Origin of the sequence: Desulfatitalea tepidiphila (assembly GCF_001293685.1) — a bacterium.
In the GTDB taxonomy this organism is placed as follows: domain Bacteria; phylum Desulfobacterota; class Desulfobacteria; order Desulfobacterales; family Desulfosarcinaceae; genus Desulfatitalea; species Desulfatitalea tepidiphila.
Window position 1 is genome coordinate 1,967,527 of sequence record NZ_BCAG01000003.1, and the last position, 17,367, is coordinate 1,984,893.

Annotated in this window: 17 protein-coding genes, 1 tRNA gene and 1 pseudogene; 12 read left to right on the forward strand and 7 right to left on the reverse strand. The window is 52.3% G+C overall.

The features are described 5' to 3' along the window. Position 1: 1 nt before the first annotated feature. The 4 genes from DFT_RS13430 to mfd form a co-directional block, all read right to left on the reverse strand. Positions 2-793 (reverse strand): peptidylprolyl isomerase, encoded by a 792-nt coding sequence (locus DFT_RS13430; protein ID WP_369688331.1) that lies wholly within the window; start codon positions 791-793, stop codon positions 2-4. Continuing rightward, positions 679-1,005, reverse strand: a complete 327-nt coding sequence (locus tag DFT_RS13435; protein ID WP_054031681.1) for a SurA N-terminal domain-containing protein — start codon at positions 1,003-1,005, stop codon at positions 679-681. Before DFT_RS13435 ends, DFT_RS13430 begins: the two co-directional genes overlap by 115 nt. Positions 1,006-1,119: 114 nt before the next feature. Next, entirely contained in the window at positions 1,120-1,818 is a 699-nt protein-coding gene (locus DFT_RS13440; RefSeq protein WP_054031682.1) for a SurA N-terminal domain-containing protein, read from the reverse strand. Positions 1,819-1,860: 42 nt separating this feature from the next. Beyond that, positions 1,861-5,373, reverse strand: a complete 3,513-nt coding sequence (gene mfd / locus DFT_RS13445; protein ID WP_054031683.1) for a transcription-repair coupling factor — start codon at positions 5,371-5,373, stop codon at positions 1,861-1,863. A gap of 28 nt (positions 5,374-5,401) precedes the next feature. Between mfd and DFT_RS13450 the strand changes: the two genes are divergently transcribed. The 4 genes from DFT_RS13450 to DFT_RS13460 all read left to right on the forward strand — a co-directional run bounded on the left by DFT_RS13450 (position 5,402) and on the right by DFT_RS13460 (position 6,632). Further along, positions 5,402-5,477, forward strand: a tRNA-Thr gene (locus DFT_RS13450). A gap of 238 nt (positions 5,478-5,715) precedes the next feature. Continuing rightward, on the forward strand, positions 5,716-6,057 hold the full coding sequence (locus DFT_RS13455) for a hypothetical protein (protein WP_054031684.1): 342 nt from the start codon (positions 5,716-5,718) through the stop codon (positions 6,055-6,057). A gap of 85 nt (positions 6,058-6,142) precedes the next feature. Beyond that, a complete protein-coding gene (locus DFT_RS26985; RefSeq protein ID WP_268750674.1) occupies positions 6,143-6,274 on the forward strand; it encodes a hypothetical protein in 132 nt (43 codons plus the stop codon). Positions 6,275-6,356: 82 nt separating this feature from the next. Further along, positions 6,357-6,632: an integration host factor subunit alpha gene (locus tag DFT_RS13460; RefSeq protein WP_054031685.1), complete on the forward strand. Its 276-nt coding sequence runs from the start codon at positions 6,357-6,359 to the stop codon at positions 6,630-6,632. Between the two features lie 230 nt (positions 6,633-6,862). On the opposite strand, the gene DFT_RS13465 is transcribed toward DFT_RS13460, so the two are convergent. Further along, on the reverse strand, positions 6,863-8,572 hold the full coding sequence (locus tag DFT_RS13465) for a sugar phosphorylase (protein ID WP_054031686.1): 1,710 nt from the start codon (positions 8,570-8,572) through the stop codon (positions 6,863-6,865). A 57-nt stretch (positions 8,573-8,629) separates the two neighbouring features. After that, positions 8,630-9,175, reverse strand: a complete 546-nt coding sequence (locus tag DFT_RS13470) for a hypothetical protein (RefSeq protein WP_054031687.1) — start codon at positions 9,173-9,175, stop codon at positions 8,630-8,632. Between the two features lie 310 nt (positions 9,176-9,485). Between DFT_RS13470 and DFT_RS13480 the strand changes: the two genes are divergently transcribed. Together DFT_RS13480 and DFT_RS13485 are read left to right on the forward strand one after the other, a co-directional pair. Further along, positions 9,486-11,177: a HEAT repeat domain-containing protein gene (locus DFT_RS13480; protein ID WP_152971982.1), complete on the forward strand. Its 1,692-nt coding sequence runs from the start codon at positions 9,486-9,488 to the stop codon at positions 11,175-11,177. Between the two features lie 303 nt (positions 11,178-11,480). Next, positions 11,481-12,659, forward strand: coding sequence for an HD-GYP domain-containing protein (locus DFT_RS13485; RefSeq protein WP_161807156.1), 1,179 nt, complete (start codon positions 11,481-11,483; stop codon positions 12,657-12,659). Positions 12,660-12,815: 156 nt separating this feature from the next. Here the strand turns inward: DFT_RS13485 and DFT_RS27485 are convergent. Next, positions 12,816-13,175, reverse strand: a pseudogene (locus DFT_RS27485) (IS1634 family transposase N-terminal domain-related protein); the annotation flags it as partial. A 223-nt stretch (positions 13,176-13,398) separates the two neighbouring features. Between DFT_RS27485 and DFT_RS13490 the strand changes: the two are divergent. The 6 genes from DFT_RS13490 (at position 13,399) to DFT_RS13510 (ending at position 17,366) form a co-directional block, all read left to right on the forward strand. After that, positions 13,399-13,821, forward strand: a complete 423-nt coding sequence (locus tag DFT_RS13490; RefSeq protein WP_054031691.1) for a PaaI family thioesterase — start codon at positions 13,399-13,401, stop codon at positions 13,819-13,821. Positions 13,822-13,938: 117 nt separating this feature from the next. Beyond that, positions 13,939-14,454, forward strand: a complete 516-nt coding sequence (locus DFT_RS13495) for a hypothetical protein (protein WP_152971983.1) — start codon at positions 13,939-13,941, stop codon at positions 14,452-14,454. Beyond that, a complete protein-coding gene (locus DFT_RS25105) occupies positions 14,451-14,612 on the forward strand; it encodes a helix-turn-helix domain-containing protein (RefSeq protein ID WP_083453498.1) in 162 nt (53 codons plus the stop codon). Before DFT_RS13495 ends, DFT_RS25105 begins: the two co-directional genes overlap by 4 nt. Positions 14,613-14,813: 201 nt before the next feature. Further along, a complete protein-coding gene (locus DFT_RS13500) occupies positions 14,814-15,074 on the forward strand; it encodes a toxin HicA (RefSeq protein WP_054031693.1) in 261 nt (86 codons plus the stop codon). After that, positions 15,058-15,387 (forward strand): type II toxin-antitoxin system HicB family antitoxin, encoded by a 330-nt coding sequence (locus DFT_RS13505; RefSeq protein WP_054031694.1) that lies wholly within the window; start codon positions 15,058-15,060, stop codon positions 15,385-15,387. The genes DFT_RS13500 and DFT_RS13505 overlap by 17 nt, the downstream gene beginning before the upstream one ends. A 74-nt stretch (positions 15,388-15,461) precedes the next feature. Continuing rightward, positions 15,462-17,366, forward strand: coding sequence for a hybrid sensor histidine kinase/response regulator (locus DFT_RS13510; RefSeq protein ID WP_054031695.1), 1,905 nt, complete (start codon positions 15,462-15,464; stop codon positions 17,364-17,366). Position 17,367 lies beyond the last annotated feature (1 nt).

Consider the following 17,367-nt stretch of genomic DNA (forward strand, 5'->3'; position numbering starts at 1 on the left):
ATCAGTTCAGAATTTCTATATGAGCACGTTGGCGAAGCTCTTCCAGCCATGCCTGAAACCTTTTCTCCCTGGCTTCGGCGAGCAACTTTTCTTCGATCTCCTGGGATGCCTGCTCGAGACTTCTTCCCGTGCTGGAAATCTCTTCAACGTAAAATATCTGATATCCCTGCTCGGTTTCCACGATCGAGGTGAACTGTCCTGCCTTCAGAACACTGAGAGCCTCACGGATGGGTGCCGCCAACAACCGCGCTTCGAAAAACCCCAGGTCGCCGCCATCGTCGGCAGTGGCAGCCTGCGAATGTGCCTTTGCCAGCTCGACGAAGGAAGCACCGTTTTTCAGTTGCTTTTCAATTGTCTCCATCTGCCGGCGAACGCGCTCGCGTTCGGCGTCCAGAGGCGAATCGACCCGAAGCAGGAGCTGACGCAGATGGTACTTCGTCTGCCCTGCATACTGTGCATGGTTGGCATCATAATAGGCCTGGATGTCTTGATCGGTGACCACGATTTTTGATTTGACTTCGATGTTGATCAGCCTGGACTGCAGCATCTGGGTCTTGATTTGCTTGCGGTAGGCGTCGTAGCTCAACCCCTCCATCTCCAATACCCGTTTCAGATCGGCGTCGGTCATGTTGTTGACCGCTTTGATACGTTCAATGCTGTTGTCGACCTGTTCATCACTTACCGAAATGCCGTATTTTTTATTTGCTGATCGGTGAGTTTTTGGTCGATCAGGCCCTTGATCGCGATCTTCTTTTGATTCTCCAGGATGATATTCCGCTCGACCTCCGGATATCCCGCCTTTTCAAGTTGCATGCGCACGGGGGCCAAGGCCTGATCGAGTTCCGAAAGCAGGATGATATCGTCATTGACAACAGCGGCAATACGATCGATCAGTTCGGCGGCACACATCCTCGGCGCAACGGCGATGCCGATGATCACAGCCAGCGCACCGACCATCCATGCGGCCCATCGGTTCTTCAAGGCTCCCAACCGTGGACAGGTCATCGTTTTCAACGCTCCTTTTCTCCCCTTGCTCGTCTCAGCGCAGGTTACGATCTGTGGCGCCGATATGAACGGCGCCTCATGCCAACCCGCAACCCGGCCATATATGAGTAGGGACTAACGACGATTTTTCGTCACGTTTTCCCAAAGCTTCTGGTTGATGTCAACGGGGTAGGTTCGGCGTAATGTTTCGATCCACTCTTTATAGCCGATTTCGGCTTTCTGCTGTCGAAGATGCCTCACGATTTTTTTATTGATGGCATCTGAATCCTCATCGGCGGCAACCCCATCCGGATACTGGGTCTTGTAATAGTCGGCCACATCATCCGTCGTGATCTGAACTTTCTCGACAAGCTCCCTATCGATGACTTTATTGATCAGCAACCGGTTCGCCAGTTTTTCCTTCCAATAGTCAAAAGAGACAGCATTCTCCAGCAGTGTTTCTTCGAAAGTATTATCCGGGTAATCGGCCTTGATCTCTTCGACCGCCGTCTCCAGTTCCGTTTCCGAAACCATAATGCCATTGGCCTTTGCAAAAGCGATGATCATCATTTCCTCGCTCAATTGATTCAACACCCTGATGCGCAAATCATTGAGCGCTTCGATATCGATCTCACGTTCGCCCGGAAAGGCCTCCTCGTGCGCCGCTTCCACAGCTTGCTCATACTCGGCCAGGGATAGCGATATATCCTGGACACGAATCAAGTAGTCGTTCCCCGGATTGTCGCGTGAACATCCGCCGGCGGTCACCATCCCGATAAACACGACGAGTACGGCGAGAATCAAAACCTTCCGATCCTTCTGAATTACGGCCATCAACCTGCCACCTTCCCTCAAGCCATCTATTTTGTTAGAAATTTATTGGTTAACATGCCGATTTATTTCTATCAAGATGTTTTTGGCCTGGGCAATCAGGGCATTGGGCGTCCCGCCGGTCAGGGTGGCCTTGAAAACACCATCCGGGGAAAAACGATATTTGCCGTCGGCAGCGGCAACCATGTCAACGATACCGAACGGACGCTTCTGGTACGTCTCTGAAAAAAGCAGCTGCAGCTGATTGTCGGTCAAATCCAATCGAACACAACCGGCACGCGTGGCAAGGACCTTGAGCATGATTTTCAATAGAAGATTCGAGGCCTCATCGGGGAGCTGGCCGAAGCGGTCTTCCAACTCGGTTTTCAGTGCGCCGATCTCTTTGATGTCTCCCATGCGCGCCAATCTGCGGTAAATGGAAAGCCGTTGATCGATATCTACGATGTACTGTTCCGGGAGAAAGGCGGATACCTGAAGATTGATCTCCGGCTCCAGCACCTCTTGTTGGGGTTCGCCCTTGAGCTCCGAAATGGAGTTCTCCATGAGCCTCAGAAACATGTCGTAACCGACCGCTGCGATATGTCCGGACTGGGAGGCGCCCAGAATCGTGCCGCCACCCCGTATTTTCAAATCGCTCATGGCGATCTGGAAACCGGATCCCAGGTCGCTGTACTCCATGAGCACTTTGAGCCTTTTTTGGGCCGTCTTGGTCAAGACCGTCTCGTTGGGAATCACCAGGTAGGCATACGCCTGTTCCTCTGCCCGCCCTACCCGGCCGCGCAACTGATAAATCTGGGCCAGGCCGAAATGGTCGGCCCGGTTGATAATGATGGTATTGGCCGATGCGACATCGAGGCCGGACTCCACGATCGTTGTGCAAACCAGCATGTCGACGCGCTGTTGCATGAAATCGAGCATGGCCTTTTCAAGTCGATCTTCGGACATCTGGCCATGCGCCACCACGAGCCGGACTTCGGGAACAAGTTTTTTGAGATGTCCGGCGATGCGCTCGAGACTTTGCACCTTGTTGTGCACGAAAAAAATCTGTCCTTTGCGCGACAGTTCCTTGCGGATGGCTTCGGTGATCATGATATCGTCCCATTCGGTGATGTAGGTGGCGATGGGACGCCGCTGCTCCGGCGGCGTGGAGATAAGACTGATATCCCTGATGCCCAACAGCGACAGATGAAGTGTCCTGGGGATCGGTGTCGCGGTGAGCGTCAATACATCCACCGTCTCCCTGAGCCGTTTGATCTTCTCCTTGTGCTTGACGCCGAAGCGTTGCTCCTCATCGAGGATCAGCAGACCGAGGTCCTTGAACTTGACATCTTTTTGAAGCAGGCGATGCGTGCCGATCACGATGTCCACGCGCCCCTCTTTGAGATCGGCCACGATGCGGCTCTGTTCCTTGGCGTTTCGAAATCGATTGAGCGATTCGACCTGGACCGGGAATCGTTTGAACCGCTCGCAGAAAGTGGCGTAATGCTGCTCGGCGAGCACCGTGGTGGGCACCAGCACGGCCACCTGCTTGGCCTCGCTGACCGCCAGAAAAGCCGCCCGAAGAGCGACTTCGGTTTTGCCATATCCCACATCGCCACAAACCAGACGATCCATGGGAGCCTGCCTGCGCATGTCATCGAGCACTTCTTCGATGGCCCTGCGCTGGTCGGGCGTCTCTTCATAGGGAAAACCATCCTCGAAATCCCTGAAGTAAGTGTCCATTGCGCCGAAGGCATGGCCCTTTTGAACCCTGCGGGCGGCATAGAGCTGCAACAACTCGCCGGCAATCTTTTCGGCCGAACGTTTGACCTTCCCCCTGACCTTTTCCCAGGTGACGCCCCCCATCTTATCAAGCACCGGCGCGACGCCGTCCACACCCATGTATCTATGCACCAGGTTCATTCGTTCCACGGGAAGATACAACTTGTCGTCGTCACGATAGACGATCAGCAGGTAATCGTTGAACGAGCGGTCCACCCCCAGTTTGACGAGCCCTTCGTAACGGCCGATCCCGTGTTCATCATGCACTACCGCATCCCCGATTTTCAGGTCCTCGATGCTCAGCAGCTCCGCGACCTTTGCCCGGGCAGGCGCTTTGCGAGTACGATAGCCGGTGCCAAAAATCTCCTCATCGCCGATCATGGCGATGGCGGCGTCAGGCCAGGCAAATCCAGCTGCGATGCCACCCGCGGCCAGACCGACGCGATCCGTATGCGCGGACATATGCCAAGGGGCGTCGAGCTTGACCGCACGAACGCCATAACCGGCCAACAACCCTTCCAGGCGGCCGATGTGAGAAGGGCGCCGGCAGAGGATCAACGTGCGTGTTCCTTTCTGCTGCTGGGACGATAACCAATCGGCCAGGGGTTGAAGCGGCCGGTCGGAGGGTCGGGCCGTGTTCAAGGAGAGTTGAACCTCCTCGATGCCCGACATCCCGGTGCGGCACACCTGCTGCGCCGATTCTTGTCCATCCGCCTGATCGACTTCCAGCGGTTTGACATTGATCCTGTCGTAAACCGACAATCGTTGTCGGATTTGCGTCCATTTAAGGTAAAGACTCTCCGGGGGCACCACTAGACGCTGATTTGAAATGGCGCTATTGTAGTTCTGTTCGGTCTGGGACTGGTATTCCACCGCAGCTTGTCGCAGTGCTGTGGGCTCGATGAGGACCGGTACTGTATGTCGCGGCAGATAATCGAACAGGGTATCGGTCTGATCGAAAATGAGGGGCAACAGGCTCTCCATGCCAGGGAAGATGCCTTCCGCTTTGATGCGTTGGACGATCTCCCTGACTTTGGTGACCGCAAGACCTTGTTCGGCCGCCTGAATCCGGATGCGCCCCAACACATCATTCAATTTGGACGGCTGCAGGATGGCCTCGCGAGCCGGCAGCAGCACGATTTCATCTAGATTTTTAATGGTTCGCTGGGTGTCCACCGAAAAAAGGCGTATCGATTCGACCAGGTCCCCGTAAAACTCGATACGCAAGGGATCGGAATAGGACGGGGCGTAGACGTCGAGTATGCCGCCGCGCACCGAGAAATCACCCAACTCCTCCACCATCGCCACGCGGCTGTACCCACCGGCCACAAGTTTTGCAATCAGATCGTCTCGATGAACCTCCTCCTCGCAAACTAAAAGCTCGGCGTATCGCATGAGTTCAGCCTTGGGCAGCAAGCGCTGCATCACACCGCTCAAGGAGGTCACCACTACAGGGGACGATTGACTCTCTACCAATTCATAGAGCGCCTGAATCCGTCTTGCGGCCGTTTCGTTGTGATAGGCCATGAACTTGAAAGGCATCAAATTGTAGGGCGGGAAAAACAGGATCGGCGTTGAATCAGCGTCTAAAAAAAGGCGCATTTCAGCGTAAAAATGTTCCGCTGCTTTTAGAGACGGCAGAATGGCCAATATAGGAGACCGGCAGGCACGATAGACCTGTGCCAGCGCATAGGCGCTAGCCGTCGAATTGAGACCGATAACATCGACCGCCCCCCGGATCTCGGGAAGCTGTGCCAGAAGCTGTTGCCAGGAAATTTCCTCTTGATTTTGTCGCATAAAAACAGTAGTTGAATTCTTTTTATTGGCCGGCGTAGCTCAGCTGGTAGAGCAGCTGATTCGTAATCAGCAGGTCCGCGGTTCAAGTCCGCGCGCCGGCTCCATTCTTCAACGCAAAGGATTCAGGGATTTCAATTCCTCGAGCCCAAGCCGCCTTTGCAAAAGCATCATCTTTCCCCTGGTCCATTTGTTGACTTGACACTTCCAAACAGCCCGTATATTCTTCCATCCATATGAATTTATTCCCAAACAAAAGAGTTATGGGCTGCGTCCGGCACGGTCACCTGTTTATGCCCATCCGGATAAACCAAACACATATAGCCATTTTATAACGAGGTTTCAATGAAATGCATCGATGTCATCGAAGGCGCCGTAAAAAGCATTCTCACCCAGGTGCATGCGGCGATCATCGAAGACCGGCTCGATGACACAGATTATGTTCGTATGACCCGATCCATCATCGATGGGACGGAACAATTCGTGAGCAAGAACCCTGAATTGGTCGACGATCCGCAACTGCTGAAGCAGGTCCTTTACGATTTTGCCCGTAATCTGTGGCTGATGAATCAAAAATCCGAAGTGGAAGCGGCGGGTGGCCAGTCGGTGCCCGACTCACCCGAAAACGACGAGTATCAAACCTATTATTACGATTATCTTTATCATCGGGGCCTTTATCCGCGATAGGCGATAAACCCCATACGCCCATAGGTCGATGATGGCACATCAGCCACATGATCGTTCAAAGGCTAAAAAATAAGGAACACTCCAGATGAAAGAGATTGATGACCAGGATCTGAAAAACGAAATCGATCAGATTTCCAAGCGCATCGATGCCATTGTACAACAGGTGGAAAAACTCGATCCCGCCAAAAAAGAGGAGGCCGGTACGGATCGAGAGTAATTTCTCGCGCAGCCCAGAGCCAGAACCACAATGCTCCGCATTACCCAGGCAGGGGCACATATTTTACTGTCGAGGAGGCGCCATGGCACTCACGAAAAATGATATTGTCACACGTGTCAATGACTTGGGCTTTACCCAGAAAAAGTCCGCGGAGGTCGTCGAATCATTGCTTGAAATCATCAAGCGTTGTCTGGCGGAGGGCGAAGACCTCCTTGTGTCGGGTTTTGGAAAATTTTGCGTTAAGACCAAAAGGCCCCGGCGTGGACGCAACCCGGCGACCGGCGAAGACCTGATTTTGGACCAGCGTCGGGTCGTGACCTTTAAGTGTTCGGGTAAATTGAGAGACAAAATCAATTAGGGACGGCGCCGTAAAAAGCCCAATATCCGCGTTGCGCTCATTTCGTAATCCTTGCGGCGTACGACAAGTACGCCTCAGGATACGGAATTTCGCGCGCCTTGATCTTGAACTTCTTACGGCGCCGTCCATCAAAGACTTCTAATGAACTCATTGATCAAAAATACTTGCAACTTCCTTTTTTAAAAGCCTTTCCTTTGTATTTAGCGAATAACCAATTTGACCGGGAATGATCAGCGCTGATTCGACGTCAGGTCAAGCCAAACCGTCTGGTAGGGCGCCAGCTCGATGGCATCTGCAGGGCAGGCGCGCCCGGTCAGCAAATCTATCAATGCATCTTGAGCCACATATCCTGCCAAAGATACGGTTTGCCCATGCTCGCTGACAGAGGTGAGCGCATAGATGGTCTGGGCTTCGCAGCTTCGGCGCACACCAAAAAGGCCGGGGCCTATATCGAGCATCTCGAAAACTGCATTGGGATGAAACGCCGGTTGTTTTCGCCGCATCCGCAACAAGGCCCTGTAAGCCCTGAACACCAGGGAGCGGAAACTGCGGCTGTCATCGAGTTCCCGTTGCAACTGGTCGATATTCAGGGGTTGGCGATTGATTGTCCGAAGACGCCCGGTTTGAAGGACGCCCTCATTCCAATTTCGAGATCCCAGCAGGCTGTGTACATACACCGCCGGAACCCCGGGCAAGGATAATGCGATGGCTTGCGAGGCTAAAAATCTTTTGGCATGAGTTCGGGTTCCCCCCTGCCCTTCCTGCGCCATCATATCCACATAGGTGATATTCAGCTCATAGGGACTGCTGCTGCCATCTGCATTTCGCTTGCTCGAAACGTCACCGCCGCATCGTCGCGCATGCTGGATCAGGTCCTGGATCTGCGCTTCGCTGAGAATCCCCTCCAATGGTCTGATGCCGATGCCGTCATGGGATGCCGTAAAATTCAGAAAGGTGGTCTCGCTGGTTGGTGTTGCGAGCTGACTTGCCCAGCGGCAGAGATATTCGGTGTCGGACGTCAGGAAGGTGTGCGCCAATAACGGCGGCAACGAAAAATTATAGACCATCTGCGCCTCATCGAATCCATTGCCGAAATAACGAATGTTTTCATCGTGGGGTACATTGGTTTCGGTAATAATGACCACATCGGGCGCCACCATATCCAAGACGGCTCGAAACAACTTCACCAAGGCATGCGCCTGGGGGCGGTGGATGCAATCGGTCCCCACCTCTTTCCAAACGTAGGCCACCGCATCCATGCGAACGAAACGCGCGCCCTTTTCGACGTAAAACAGGAGTACTTCCACCATTCGACATAACACATCGATACTCTTGTAATTCAAATCGATCTGGTCGGCACTGAAGGTGGTCCATAGAAATACCTTTCGGTCCGTGAATTTGGTAAACGGCGTCAACAAAGGGTGGGTGCGCGGCCTGACGACTGCAGACAGATCGATGTGCGGATCGACTTCGATCGCCAGTTCGCGATACCCATCCAAGCCTTTCAAGTACTTGTAGAACCATGGGCTTTGAGCGGAAATATGGTTCAGTACGAAATCGACCATCAGGTCAAAAGCCCCTCCCAATCGCGATATGTCCTCCCATGTCCCGATCGATGGGTCGACCCGCTCATAGTCGATGACAGAGAAGCCGTCATCCGACGAAAAGGGGAAAAAAGGCAAAAGGTGGATCGTTGAAATTGCCTGCTCGAGATTGGCGGCACAAAACCGGTGCAAGGTTTGCAGAGGACGTTCACCGGAGCCGCGCAGCGTGTCGCCGTAAGTGATCAAGACCACGTCTTTTTCGGAAAAGCGCTCGAACCTCGAACCGGCTTCCGCTTGGAAACGCGACAATAGCGCCATGAGCCGTTCGAACGCCGACGCGCTGTGATCACCATATATATGGTTCAACTGCCGCGCTATGCTCAGTTCAGGTGACATGGGGAAGCCCCCTTCATTTTTGCCTGGGTGGATACCAGCTAGCCTTCTCAGACGGATTCAGGGCTGATCAGGAAGCCCCTCTTTTTTAAAGGCCTCCAATGCAGACGGCAGCATGCGCCGGATAAACACCTGCCGATCTCTGGCGGTCAAAGATTGGTATTCGGCGTAACCCGAATGGTGCTCGGACAACGCTGGCGGATCTTGCTGGCAGAGGGTTCGGATTTGATCGAATTGGCGAATCAATTCAAAGAGCGCATATCGGGTCGCACAAAACCGTGACAGCCATCCCAAGCGACGCATAATTTCGAAACGGATCTGATCGGTCAAAAACAGATGAACGTCGACAATCCTGATCTGGATGCGCCTGTCGACCGTGTAAAAGGACGCCTGGTGGCCGTATCCCCAAAAGGCAAGAATCAGGTTGTACAGAAACTGATTGTTGGCCTCCGAAGGATCGGCCAACCGGCACAGGACCTGGGCATCGAGTTGATCCAGGCGCGTAGTTGGCCCGATCATCACCTTGAAACGCCGGCGCCAAAGCGTCAACCCCTCTTTGAAGGCGATTTTTTCACGATACTCCGATAAACGAACAATCTCACCCATGGCAGTACCGGCAGCGGCTTTTTATGATTCGATTACATTCGATAAAACCGTAAACAGTTGCAGAGGCGTCATGCCGGCGAACGCCGGCATCCAGAACGTATTGAAAATACGGGATCCTGGCTTCCGCCGGGATGACGGGAAAAGCAAATTCCGGGCTTTTTACGGTGCCGTCAAATTTAATGCACAATATATCATAATGAATTCGTAATGTTAAACAACTTCTTGAAATTATGGCGCTGTTGGTTTATCGTCTTTAAATTGGCGCTGATTGTGCAGTGGGCAAATTTGTTAAGGAACGGACCGCCGGACGATGCCGCAAACAGATGACCATCCTAAAGAACTTCTCCTACAAACGGCGAGACAGATACTGTTTGCTTTAAGTGGTGCCTATAAAAAACTCAATCTATATTCCGAAACTCATAACGTTTACAAGGAGGCCTTGCGACATCTCCAGACCCTTGTTGCGCCATTTGTCCAAGAGTTCGACCGTCTGCGGCTGCACATTGAAAGAGACCGGATTACTTTTAACGGTGAATCGGTTTACGAAGGCACTTTGGAGCCAACGGACTTTGTATCCGTGCTTCATCGTGACGGTTTTCTGTGGGTCGAATTCAAAGAGGGAATTGAATCCTGGGAAATCGATACGTTTCTCAAGGCCATGCGCGACCATAGCGTTCTTGGCGAAGATGCCGAAGACGATATCGTAACGGCCCTATGGGAATTTGACCTGCCGTCGATCGCCTATGAGGCGGACGAACTGGTTCTGGGGCTGAACGACGATCTTGTGATAGAAGAATTACCCTGCCACCCTCCTGAAGGTGACGATGCACCTGCCCATGATGATGAATACCAGTCTAAAGGCCGGTCCGCTCCGGCGGGGAACTTGTCTGAAGAGGCGGCGGCATCTTTGAAGGCGCCTGCTCAGCTTTATCGTCTAAACCAGGAGGAACGTGAACAACTTGCAAAAATGATAGCCGCCGAAGAGCGGATGGATGGGTCCGACCACGTCGTCGATGTATTGCTTTACATCATTGGAAATCACTGTCTGCCCGAAGATGTGGATGAGCTGTTGACCTATATGGGGCATGAACTGCGAGAGGCCCTGTTGCAGGGACGTTTTTTATATTTGCATACGGTCCTGATCAAATTCAGGAAACAGCTCAAATCATATCAATCGAGGTCGCATTGGGCCGCCCCCTATCTCGAGCGTTTCATTTTGAAACTTTCGAATGTCTCTTTTCTAGAAAACTTGCTGGAGATTTCCACGCTGATCGATGAAAGCGAGCCCCAGGGGCTCATTGATTTGAAGGCGTTCTTATCCTTGTTGGATCCAGAGGCCATTTCATCGCTTGCACCCATCATGTTGAAAGTTCGCTCGGCGAAGCTGCAACGCATCTTGATCAATGCGATTGCGACCCTGTCGAAACGCGATATTCGACCATTGGAAAAGCTGTTGCTCGCATCGGACAAGATCCTGGCGGGTCGCCTGGTCTTTATTCTGAAATTCTTCAACGAGGCTCATTCCCGCAAGCTCTTATCCAGGCTCCTGTGCGATGAATCGGCCGCCATTCGTCTTCAGGCGTTAAAAGCGGTTCTTGCCGCAAAAGAGCAATCCATTGACCCCGAGGAAGCAGCGACACTCCTTGGTGATCCGGATGAGGAGGTCCGCAAATTACTGCTCCAATCTCTGGCAGGTGAAAAAAGCGTGCAATCGGAAAAACTTCTGCTGGATCATCTCAAATCATTGACACCAGAGCAGGAGGACCCGGACTATTACCTGAGCGTATGCCGGTCGCTGGGTAAATGCGGCTCGTACCGCTGTGTCCCTTTTTTGAGATCATTGCTTTTCAAATGGCCTCAATTCGGTATCTTAAGACCGAGCAACAGCATACAGCGACGCGGGGCCATCCTGGCACTTGAGTCACTGGGAACAACAGAGGCTGCCGACTTGATCAAAAAAGTGGAACGGGGCTTTTTGGGTAACTTTCTTCGCGCGGAGTAATCTTTTGCAGCTGAAAACAGAGGGGAAAAATCAATGACCGCCAACTATCAGCAATGGATTAACCGCTCAGGTGAATCCTTTCTTAAGGCGATCAACGGCTTGACCCAAATTGCCAAAATTCATGCCGACAACAACGACATATTGGCCGATTCGATTCAGAAATTCGTTCGGTTGTTAAAAAAGCTGGGACAAGACGACAGCGAGGTTGCGATCCATCTTTCCGAAGGACGGTTTTACTTTCAGGGAGAAAAACTCTATCTGCGGCCTGCCAATGCGGCCTTGTTCAATCGGATGGTCAGATACATGGAAGAACGCGGCCTCTATGGGTTGCAGATAGACGCCGACCTGCAAGGTGTAGCTCCTCAACACATTGTTGCATTCTTCCGGCAGCTCGATCAGTGCGTCAAACAAGACGATCCCTCTACCTGGCTCACAGATCAAATCGTGAGGCGCCATATGCAGTGGGTATCTGTGGCCCAGACACCTTATCGTCCAAACACGGACGACGACGCTCCATTGGACGACCTTACCCAGAAGAAGGCAGCAGTGCGGAAAACCTATGCCGGCACCCTGAGCTCCATAAAAGAGATTGCAGGCAAGCTTGCGACCAATCAACGCGTGGGCATGCGGAATTCAGTTCGTCTTGTTCAAAAAATGGTCGATATCATCACCGAGGATGAAACTCTTTTTCTCGGAATCAGCACGATTCGCATCTATGATGATTATACCTATACGCATTCACTGAATGTGGCCATTTTGGCCATGTGTCTTGGCAAGCACATCGGCTTGAACCGGCTCATGCTCGAGAGACTTGGATTGTGCGGCTTGTTTCACGATCTGGGGAAAGTGGCCATTCCAAGAGAATTGCTAAACAAACAAGGTTCATTGAACGAAGATGAATATGCCGTTCTCAAAACCCACTCCATGCACAGTGCCAGGCTGATCCTCAGGCTGAAGTCCAAGGATGATCGCAAAAGCAAGATCCTCGTGCCTCCGTTCGAACACCATATGGGATACGACCACTCAGGCTACCCGAAAGTCCTCACCGGTCCCAAAATCAGTCTGTTTGGGCGAATTCTCACCATCGTGGATGTTTATGACGCCATCACTTCGCCGCGCATTTACCGGAAGAATGCATTGAGTCCCGATAAAGCCATCGCACAGATGGCGACCCAATCCGGCACCCATTTTGACCCCATTTTGTTTAAAGTCTTTGTTGGCATGATGGGCGTCTATCCGGTGGGCACATTGGTCAAGCTGGATAGCGGCGAGCTTGGGATCGTCAAGCAGTCCTCCAAGAGAACCGGCCGCAGCCGCCCGATTGTTCAATGCATCATCCGCGACGACGATCAATCCTATAGCAAAGGCGCCGTGGTCGATCTTGCCGATCGCGATGATGCCACTGGAGAATATTTCCATAACATCATCGCTACCATGCACCCTTCCACCATTGGCGTTCAGGCCGCTGCCTTTTTACTTTAGCGCCATCTGCAAAATCCCAACTTTGCCAATAATGGCCGTTTACGTCGGCGCCTCTCAGGCAAGTTGCTCGCCCGCCTCGGCGTCCCTGACTTTGCCCAACTGATCTTTCAGCTGTGTCAGTGCGAGCATTAGGTTATCGTGGTCTATGGCCGGGCACCAGCGGTTGCAAAAACGGTCCGAACCCGAGACCATCAATCGGTGTAAAACAGTGAGAAAAACGGTACGTTCAACATCAAATTCAAACAGACGACCTTCCAGCGGCCGTTTGATGGCGGCCTGGATGCGGGTTTCTTTCTAAAGCCGTTCAAAGATCAGCACCGGACCTATGTTTTGGGCGTCAGCGGCGATATCGCTTTGGCCCGAGATAATCAGCAAGGCCTGTTCAGAGAATTTGGACAACCAGCGGATCAGTGTTTCGATGCACCCCTTTGGCTGCAGCTGGTCCATGCGACCCACAGTTGCATTAACACGCTGCTTGACCTTGCCCTTTTCTTTGTTGTTTTCGACAATCTGCAGGTACTGGTATTTGCTGGATGATTAGTTGGTGCAGATTCCATTTTAGAATCAACTCGTAGAGGGTCCGATAACCGGCAAAAACCGGAAAATGGATTTAATCGCAGAATACTTTGACAATAAAGTGGAAGATAGGGGATAAGTTTATTTTTAACGGATGTAACCCGGAAAGTATTCGATAACATAAAATTCCCCTTGTGGCGGATATAGAATATGGAGGATGCACATGATCGAATCTGCGAAACACGACGAGGAGTTCACCAAAATGGCCCACAGCCTGATGCCCTTTACCAGGGAGCTGGGCTTCGAGGTTGTAGAAGCAAAAGCGGAAAAAGTTTCAGCTCGCGCCCAGTGGGCTGCTGATCGCTGCACCTCGGGGGGTATGCTCCACGGCGGATATCTGATGGCCGTGGCCGACGCGGCGGGTGCGGGATGCGCCGGCCTCAATCTGCCCCAGGGGTCCTGGATGACCACCATGGAATCGAAAACCAATTTTTTCCGAGGGGTGTCGGAGGGCGTTATTGAAATCGTGGCCGTCCCCGTCAACATCGGCCGGACGACGATTACGGTCCAGACGGATATTTTCAACGACAAGGGGAAGCTTGTCAGCCGGACGACGCAGACCCAATATATTATCCCTCCTCGATGACGAACCGACAACAGGGGAGGTTTTATGGAAGAAAGGGGACAGACTTAGTTTTTTTAAAGAAGAGCGATCTTTGCCGCAGAATTGTTCAGCGCCCTGGCCTTTGGTTGGCGCAGCGCCGTGATCGACTGGCGGTCGCCGCTCCAGGATGACGATTACGTGGAATACTTCGACCAGGCGTTTCTTGACCGCCTGGGTGCAGGCGAACTGACCATGCCGCTTGATGAGTTTTGGCCCAGGAGCGGGCCGCGCTGGGACGGCCTGGCCCGCACAATGGACGGCAAACTGATCCTGGTCGAAGCCAAGGCCCATATTGACGAGGCCGTCGATTACCGGAGCAAGTCTTCACCCGGAGCACGCCAGGAATGGACGCCCTTCACATTTATACATTACACCAGCGATATCGCAGAAGATGGATTGCAAATTTACAAATGTGAAGGGCGTCCCCCATCCACCGCCAGGGCGTCCCCCATCCACCGCTACGATTATCTGGTCGGCGTCGGCCACATCGCCGTATCTCAGCCTCCGCCCGAGGGCCGGCAGCCCGACGACGAGCAGGTGGCCGTCCGGTCCCAGCTACCTGACGGGGGACCGCCGAGACTTATCTCTACGTGCAGACCGGGGCCAGCCGCATGAAGTGCAGCGACAAGACCGTCTACCGCCTCATCCAGGAAGTCAAGCTGCCCGCCGTTGGCATCGGCGGACGGGCCCTGCGCATCCCGGCATCCACCTTCAACGATTACCTTAAAAGCCGGGTGGTGGATCCCGATGAGTCAATCATAATGGATCGATGAAGAGGCGCGATGGAAAATCGGCGCAACCCAATCCAGAAATCCAGCCTGCTATTCGCAGGTTCCGCCGCAGTCTATCGCTGCCGGAGGTCGGCAGAACTGCCGACCTTGCCCCGTGCCATTTAAAAATTCCGGCATCAGGATGCCATCTTTCAGTATTGCTTTTGGCCTTGACAACAGTACTATTATTGATACTATTCATGCATGCTGAAAATCGATAACCTGTTATCGAAATTGCAACAAGACCCTAAAAATGTTCGGTTTTTGGATTTGTGCAGGATATGCGATCACTATTTCGGCGAACCCCACCAGCAGAAAAGCAGCCACCGCATCTTTAAAACACCCTGGCAAGGGGACCCGAGGGTAAATATTCAAAACGACCAGGGAAAGGCCAAAGCCTATCAAGTAAAACAGGTGCTTTTGGCGACAGAGAAATTGGAGGTTGGCCATGGCCCAAAAAAATGACAAATATACGTACCGGGTAACCTGGTCCGAAGATGACAACGAGTATGTCGGCCTGTGCGCCGAGTTTCCCAGCCTGAGCTGGCTGGCCGATACACCGGAAAAGGCCTTGAAAGGCATCCGCAAACTCGTAGCCGACGTGTTGCTTGACATGGCGCAAAATAATGAGCCCATTCCCGAAGCCATCGCAAGCAAACACTTCAGCGGAAAGTTCGTGGTCCGGGTCCCGCCTGAAGTTCACAGAAGACTGGCCCTGCAGGCAGCTGAATCCGGCGTGAGCCTCAACCGCCTTGCCAGCTCCAAATTGAGCCAATAAACAATCCGGACAACAGACGACGGCGCACTGCGCCCATATGAAATGTACCAGTTAAAACTAAAGAAATTGATCATATGGAAGAATATTTAAAAGAAATCCAGACGATCATCGAAACCAACCGGAAACCGTTTGTCATATTGGATCCGGACCTTCGGATCATTATGGCGAACCACCGATTTTACAAAACATTCGATGTTAGTCCCGATCAGGTGTTGGAGAAAATCCTCTATTCCATCGATAACGATGATTGGGATATCGATGCCCTGCACGCTCTGCTTGAAACCGACCTGCCCAAAGGCAAGGTGATGGATGATATCGAAATCGACCACACCTATTCACGCCTGGGCAGGAGGATCCTGCGGATAAACGCGCAATCCTATTGCCATGAAAAAATCGGTAAAACGCTGATCCTGCTCTCCATCGAAGATTTTACAAAACGAAAGCTGCTGGAAGAACAATTGAAGGAATCGGAAGAGCGCTTTCGGCGCATGTTCGAAACCTCCAGGGACGGCCTGATGTTGATCAACAAGGTCAACGGCGCCGTCAAGCATATCAACCACGCTATCACCGACCTTTTGGGCATCGAGCCATACGAAATCATTGAAAAATCATTCTTGGATACCGGAATTTTGGGAAAAGAGGTTAATTTCCAGGGAGTTTTGGAACATCTTGAAGTCGATGGGTTTTTTACGCGAGAGACAACGCTGCTGAACAGACGGTCGAAGGCCGAATTTCATGCCGAAATCTTTCTTGTGAACAGGGCCTCCCTGATTCAGTGCAATGTTCGCGATATCACAGAACGTAGAAGGATAGAGGATGAGCGCCAAAGACTTCACGATCAATTATTGCAGGCTCAAAGATTGGAATCCGTGGGGCGGTTGGCCGGCGGTATCGCGCACGATTTCAACAATATTCTATCGGTCATCGTGGGATACAGCCAACTGATGCTGGAAAATCTGGCGGCGGACCACCCCCATCATGAAGCACTTGAGGAAGTTTTAAAGGCAGCTTTCCGCGCAAGTGCTCTGACCAGACAGATGCTGGCATTCGGCCGCAAGCAAGTACTCGAAATAAACAAGGAGGATCTCAATGGCATCATAAAGGGTTTTAAAAAACTGATACGGAGGGTGATCGGCGAGGATCTCGAACTTCAATTATCTCTGACACCCCAGAAGCTTCTAGTCGAAGTGGACGTTACCCAAATTGAACAGGTGTTGATGAATCTGGCGGTCAATGCCAGGGATGCCATGCCGAACGGTGGCGTCTTGAAATTCGAAACGGCCGTCGTTGAACTGGATTCCAGTTATGCTAAAGGACGTCCGGGTGTGACCCCTGGCACATATGCCATGTTTGCTATCACCGATACAGGCATGGGCATGGACAAAGAGACCTTGGCCCAAATATTCGATCCATTTTTCACGACAAAGGGAAAGGACAAAGGGACAGGCCTGGGCCTGGCGACGTGCTACGGTATCGTCAAGCAACACGGCGGCAATATCTGGGTGTACAGTGAGCCCGGGCATGGCACCACTTTCAAAATCTATCTTCCGATCGCCACCGGATCGCCGAAACCATCAAGACGAAAGTCTTCGTTGGAAGAATCGCCCGGAGGGGGCGAAACAGTGATGGTGATAGAGGATGATGAGTCTGTTCGCACATTGACTTGCGCAATACTGACGCGGTGCGGATATCGCGTGATTGAATCGAAAAGCGCCATGGAAGCTATCGCACAATCCAATCAGACGGAAGGGCTCATAGATCTGGTCCTCACGGATGTGATCATGCCCGACATGAAGGGGCCGGAAGCTTTTCATCGTATCCGGGAGCGCCACCCCAAAGCCAAAGTCTTATACATGTCCGGATACACGGACGAGGTGATCGTGCACAAAGGGATTTTAAATCAAGAGGTGCAATTCATACAAAAACCGTTCAGCCTCCAATCGCTCTCAAACAAGGTAAAAGAGGCGCTGCGGAACTAAA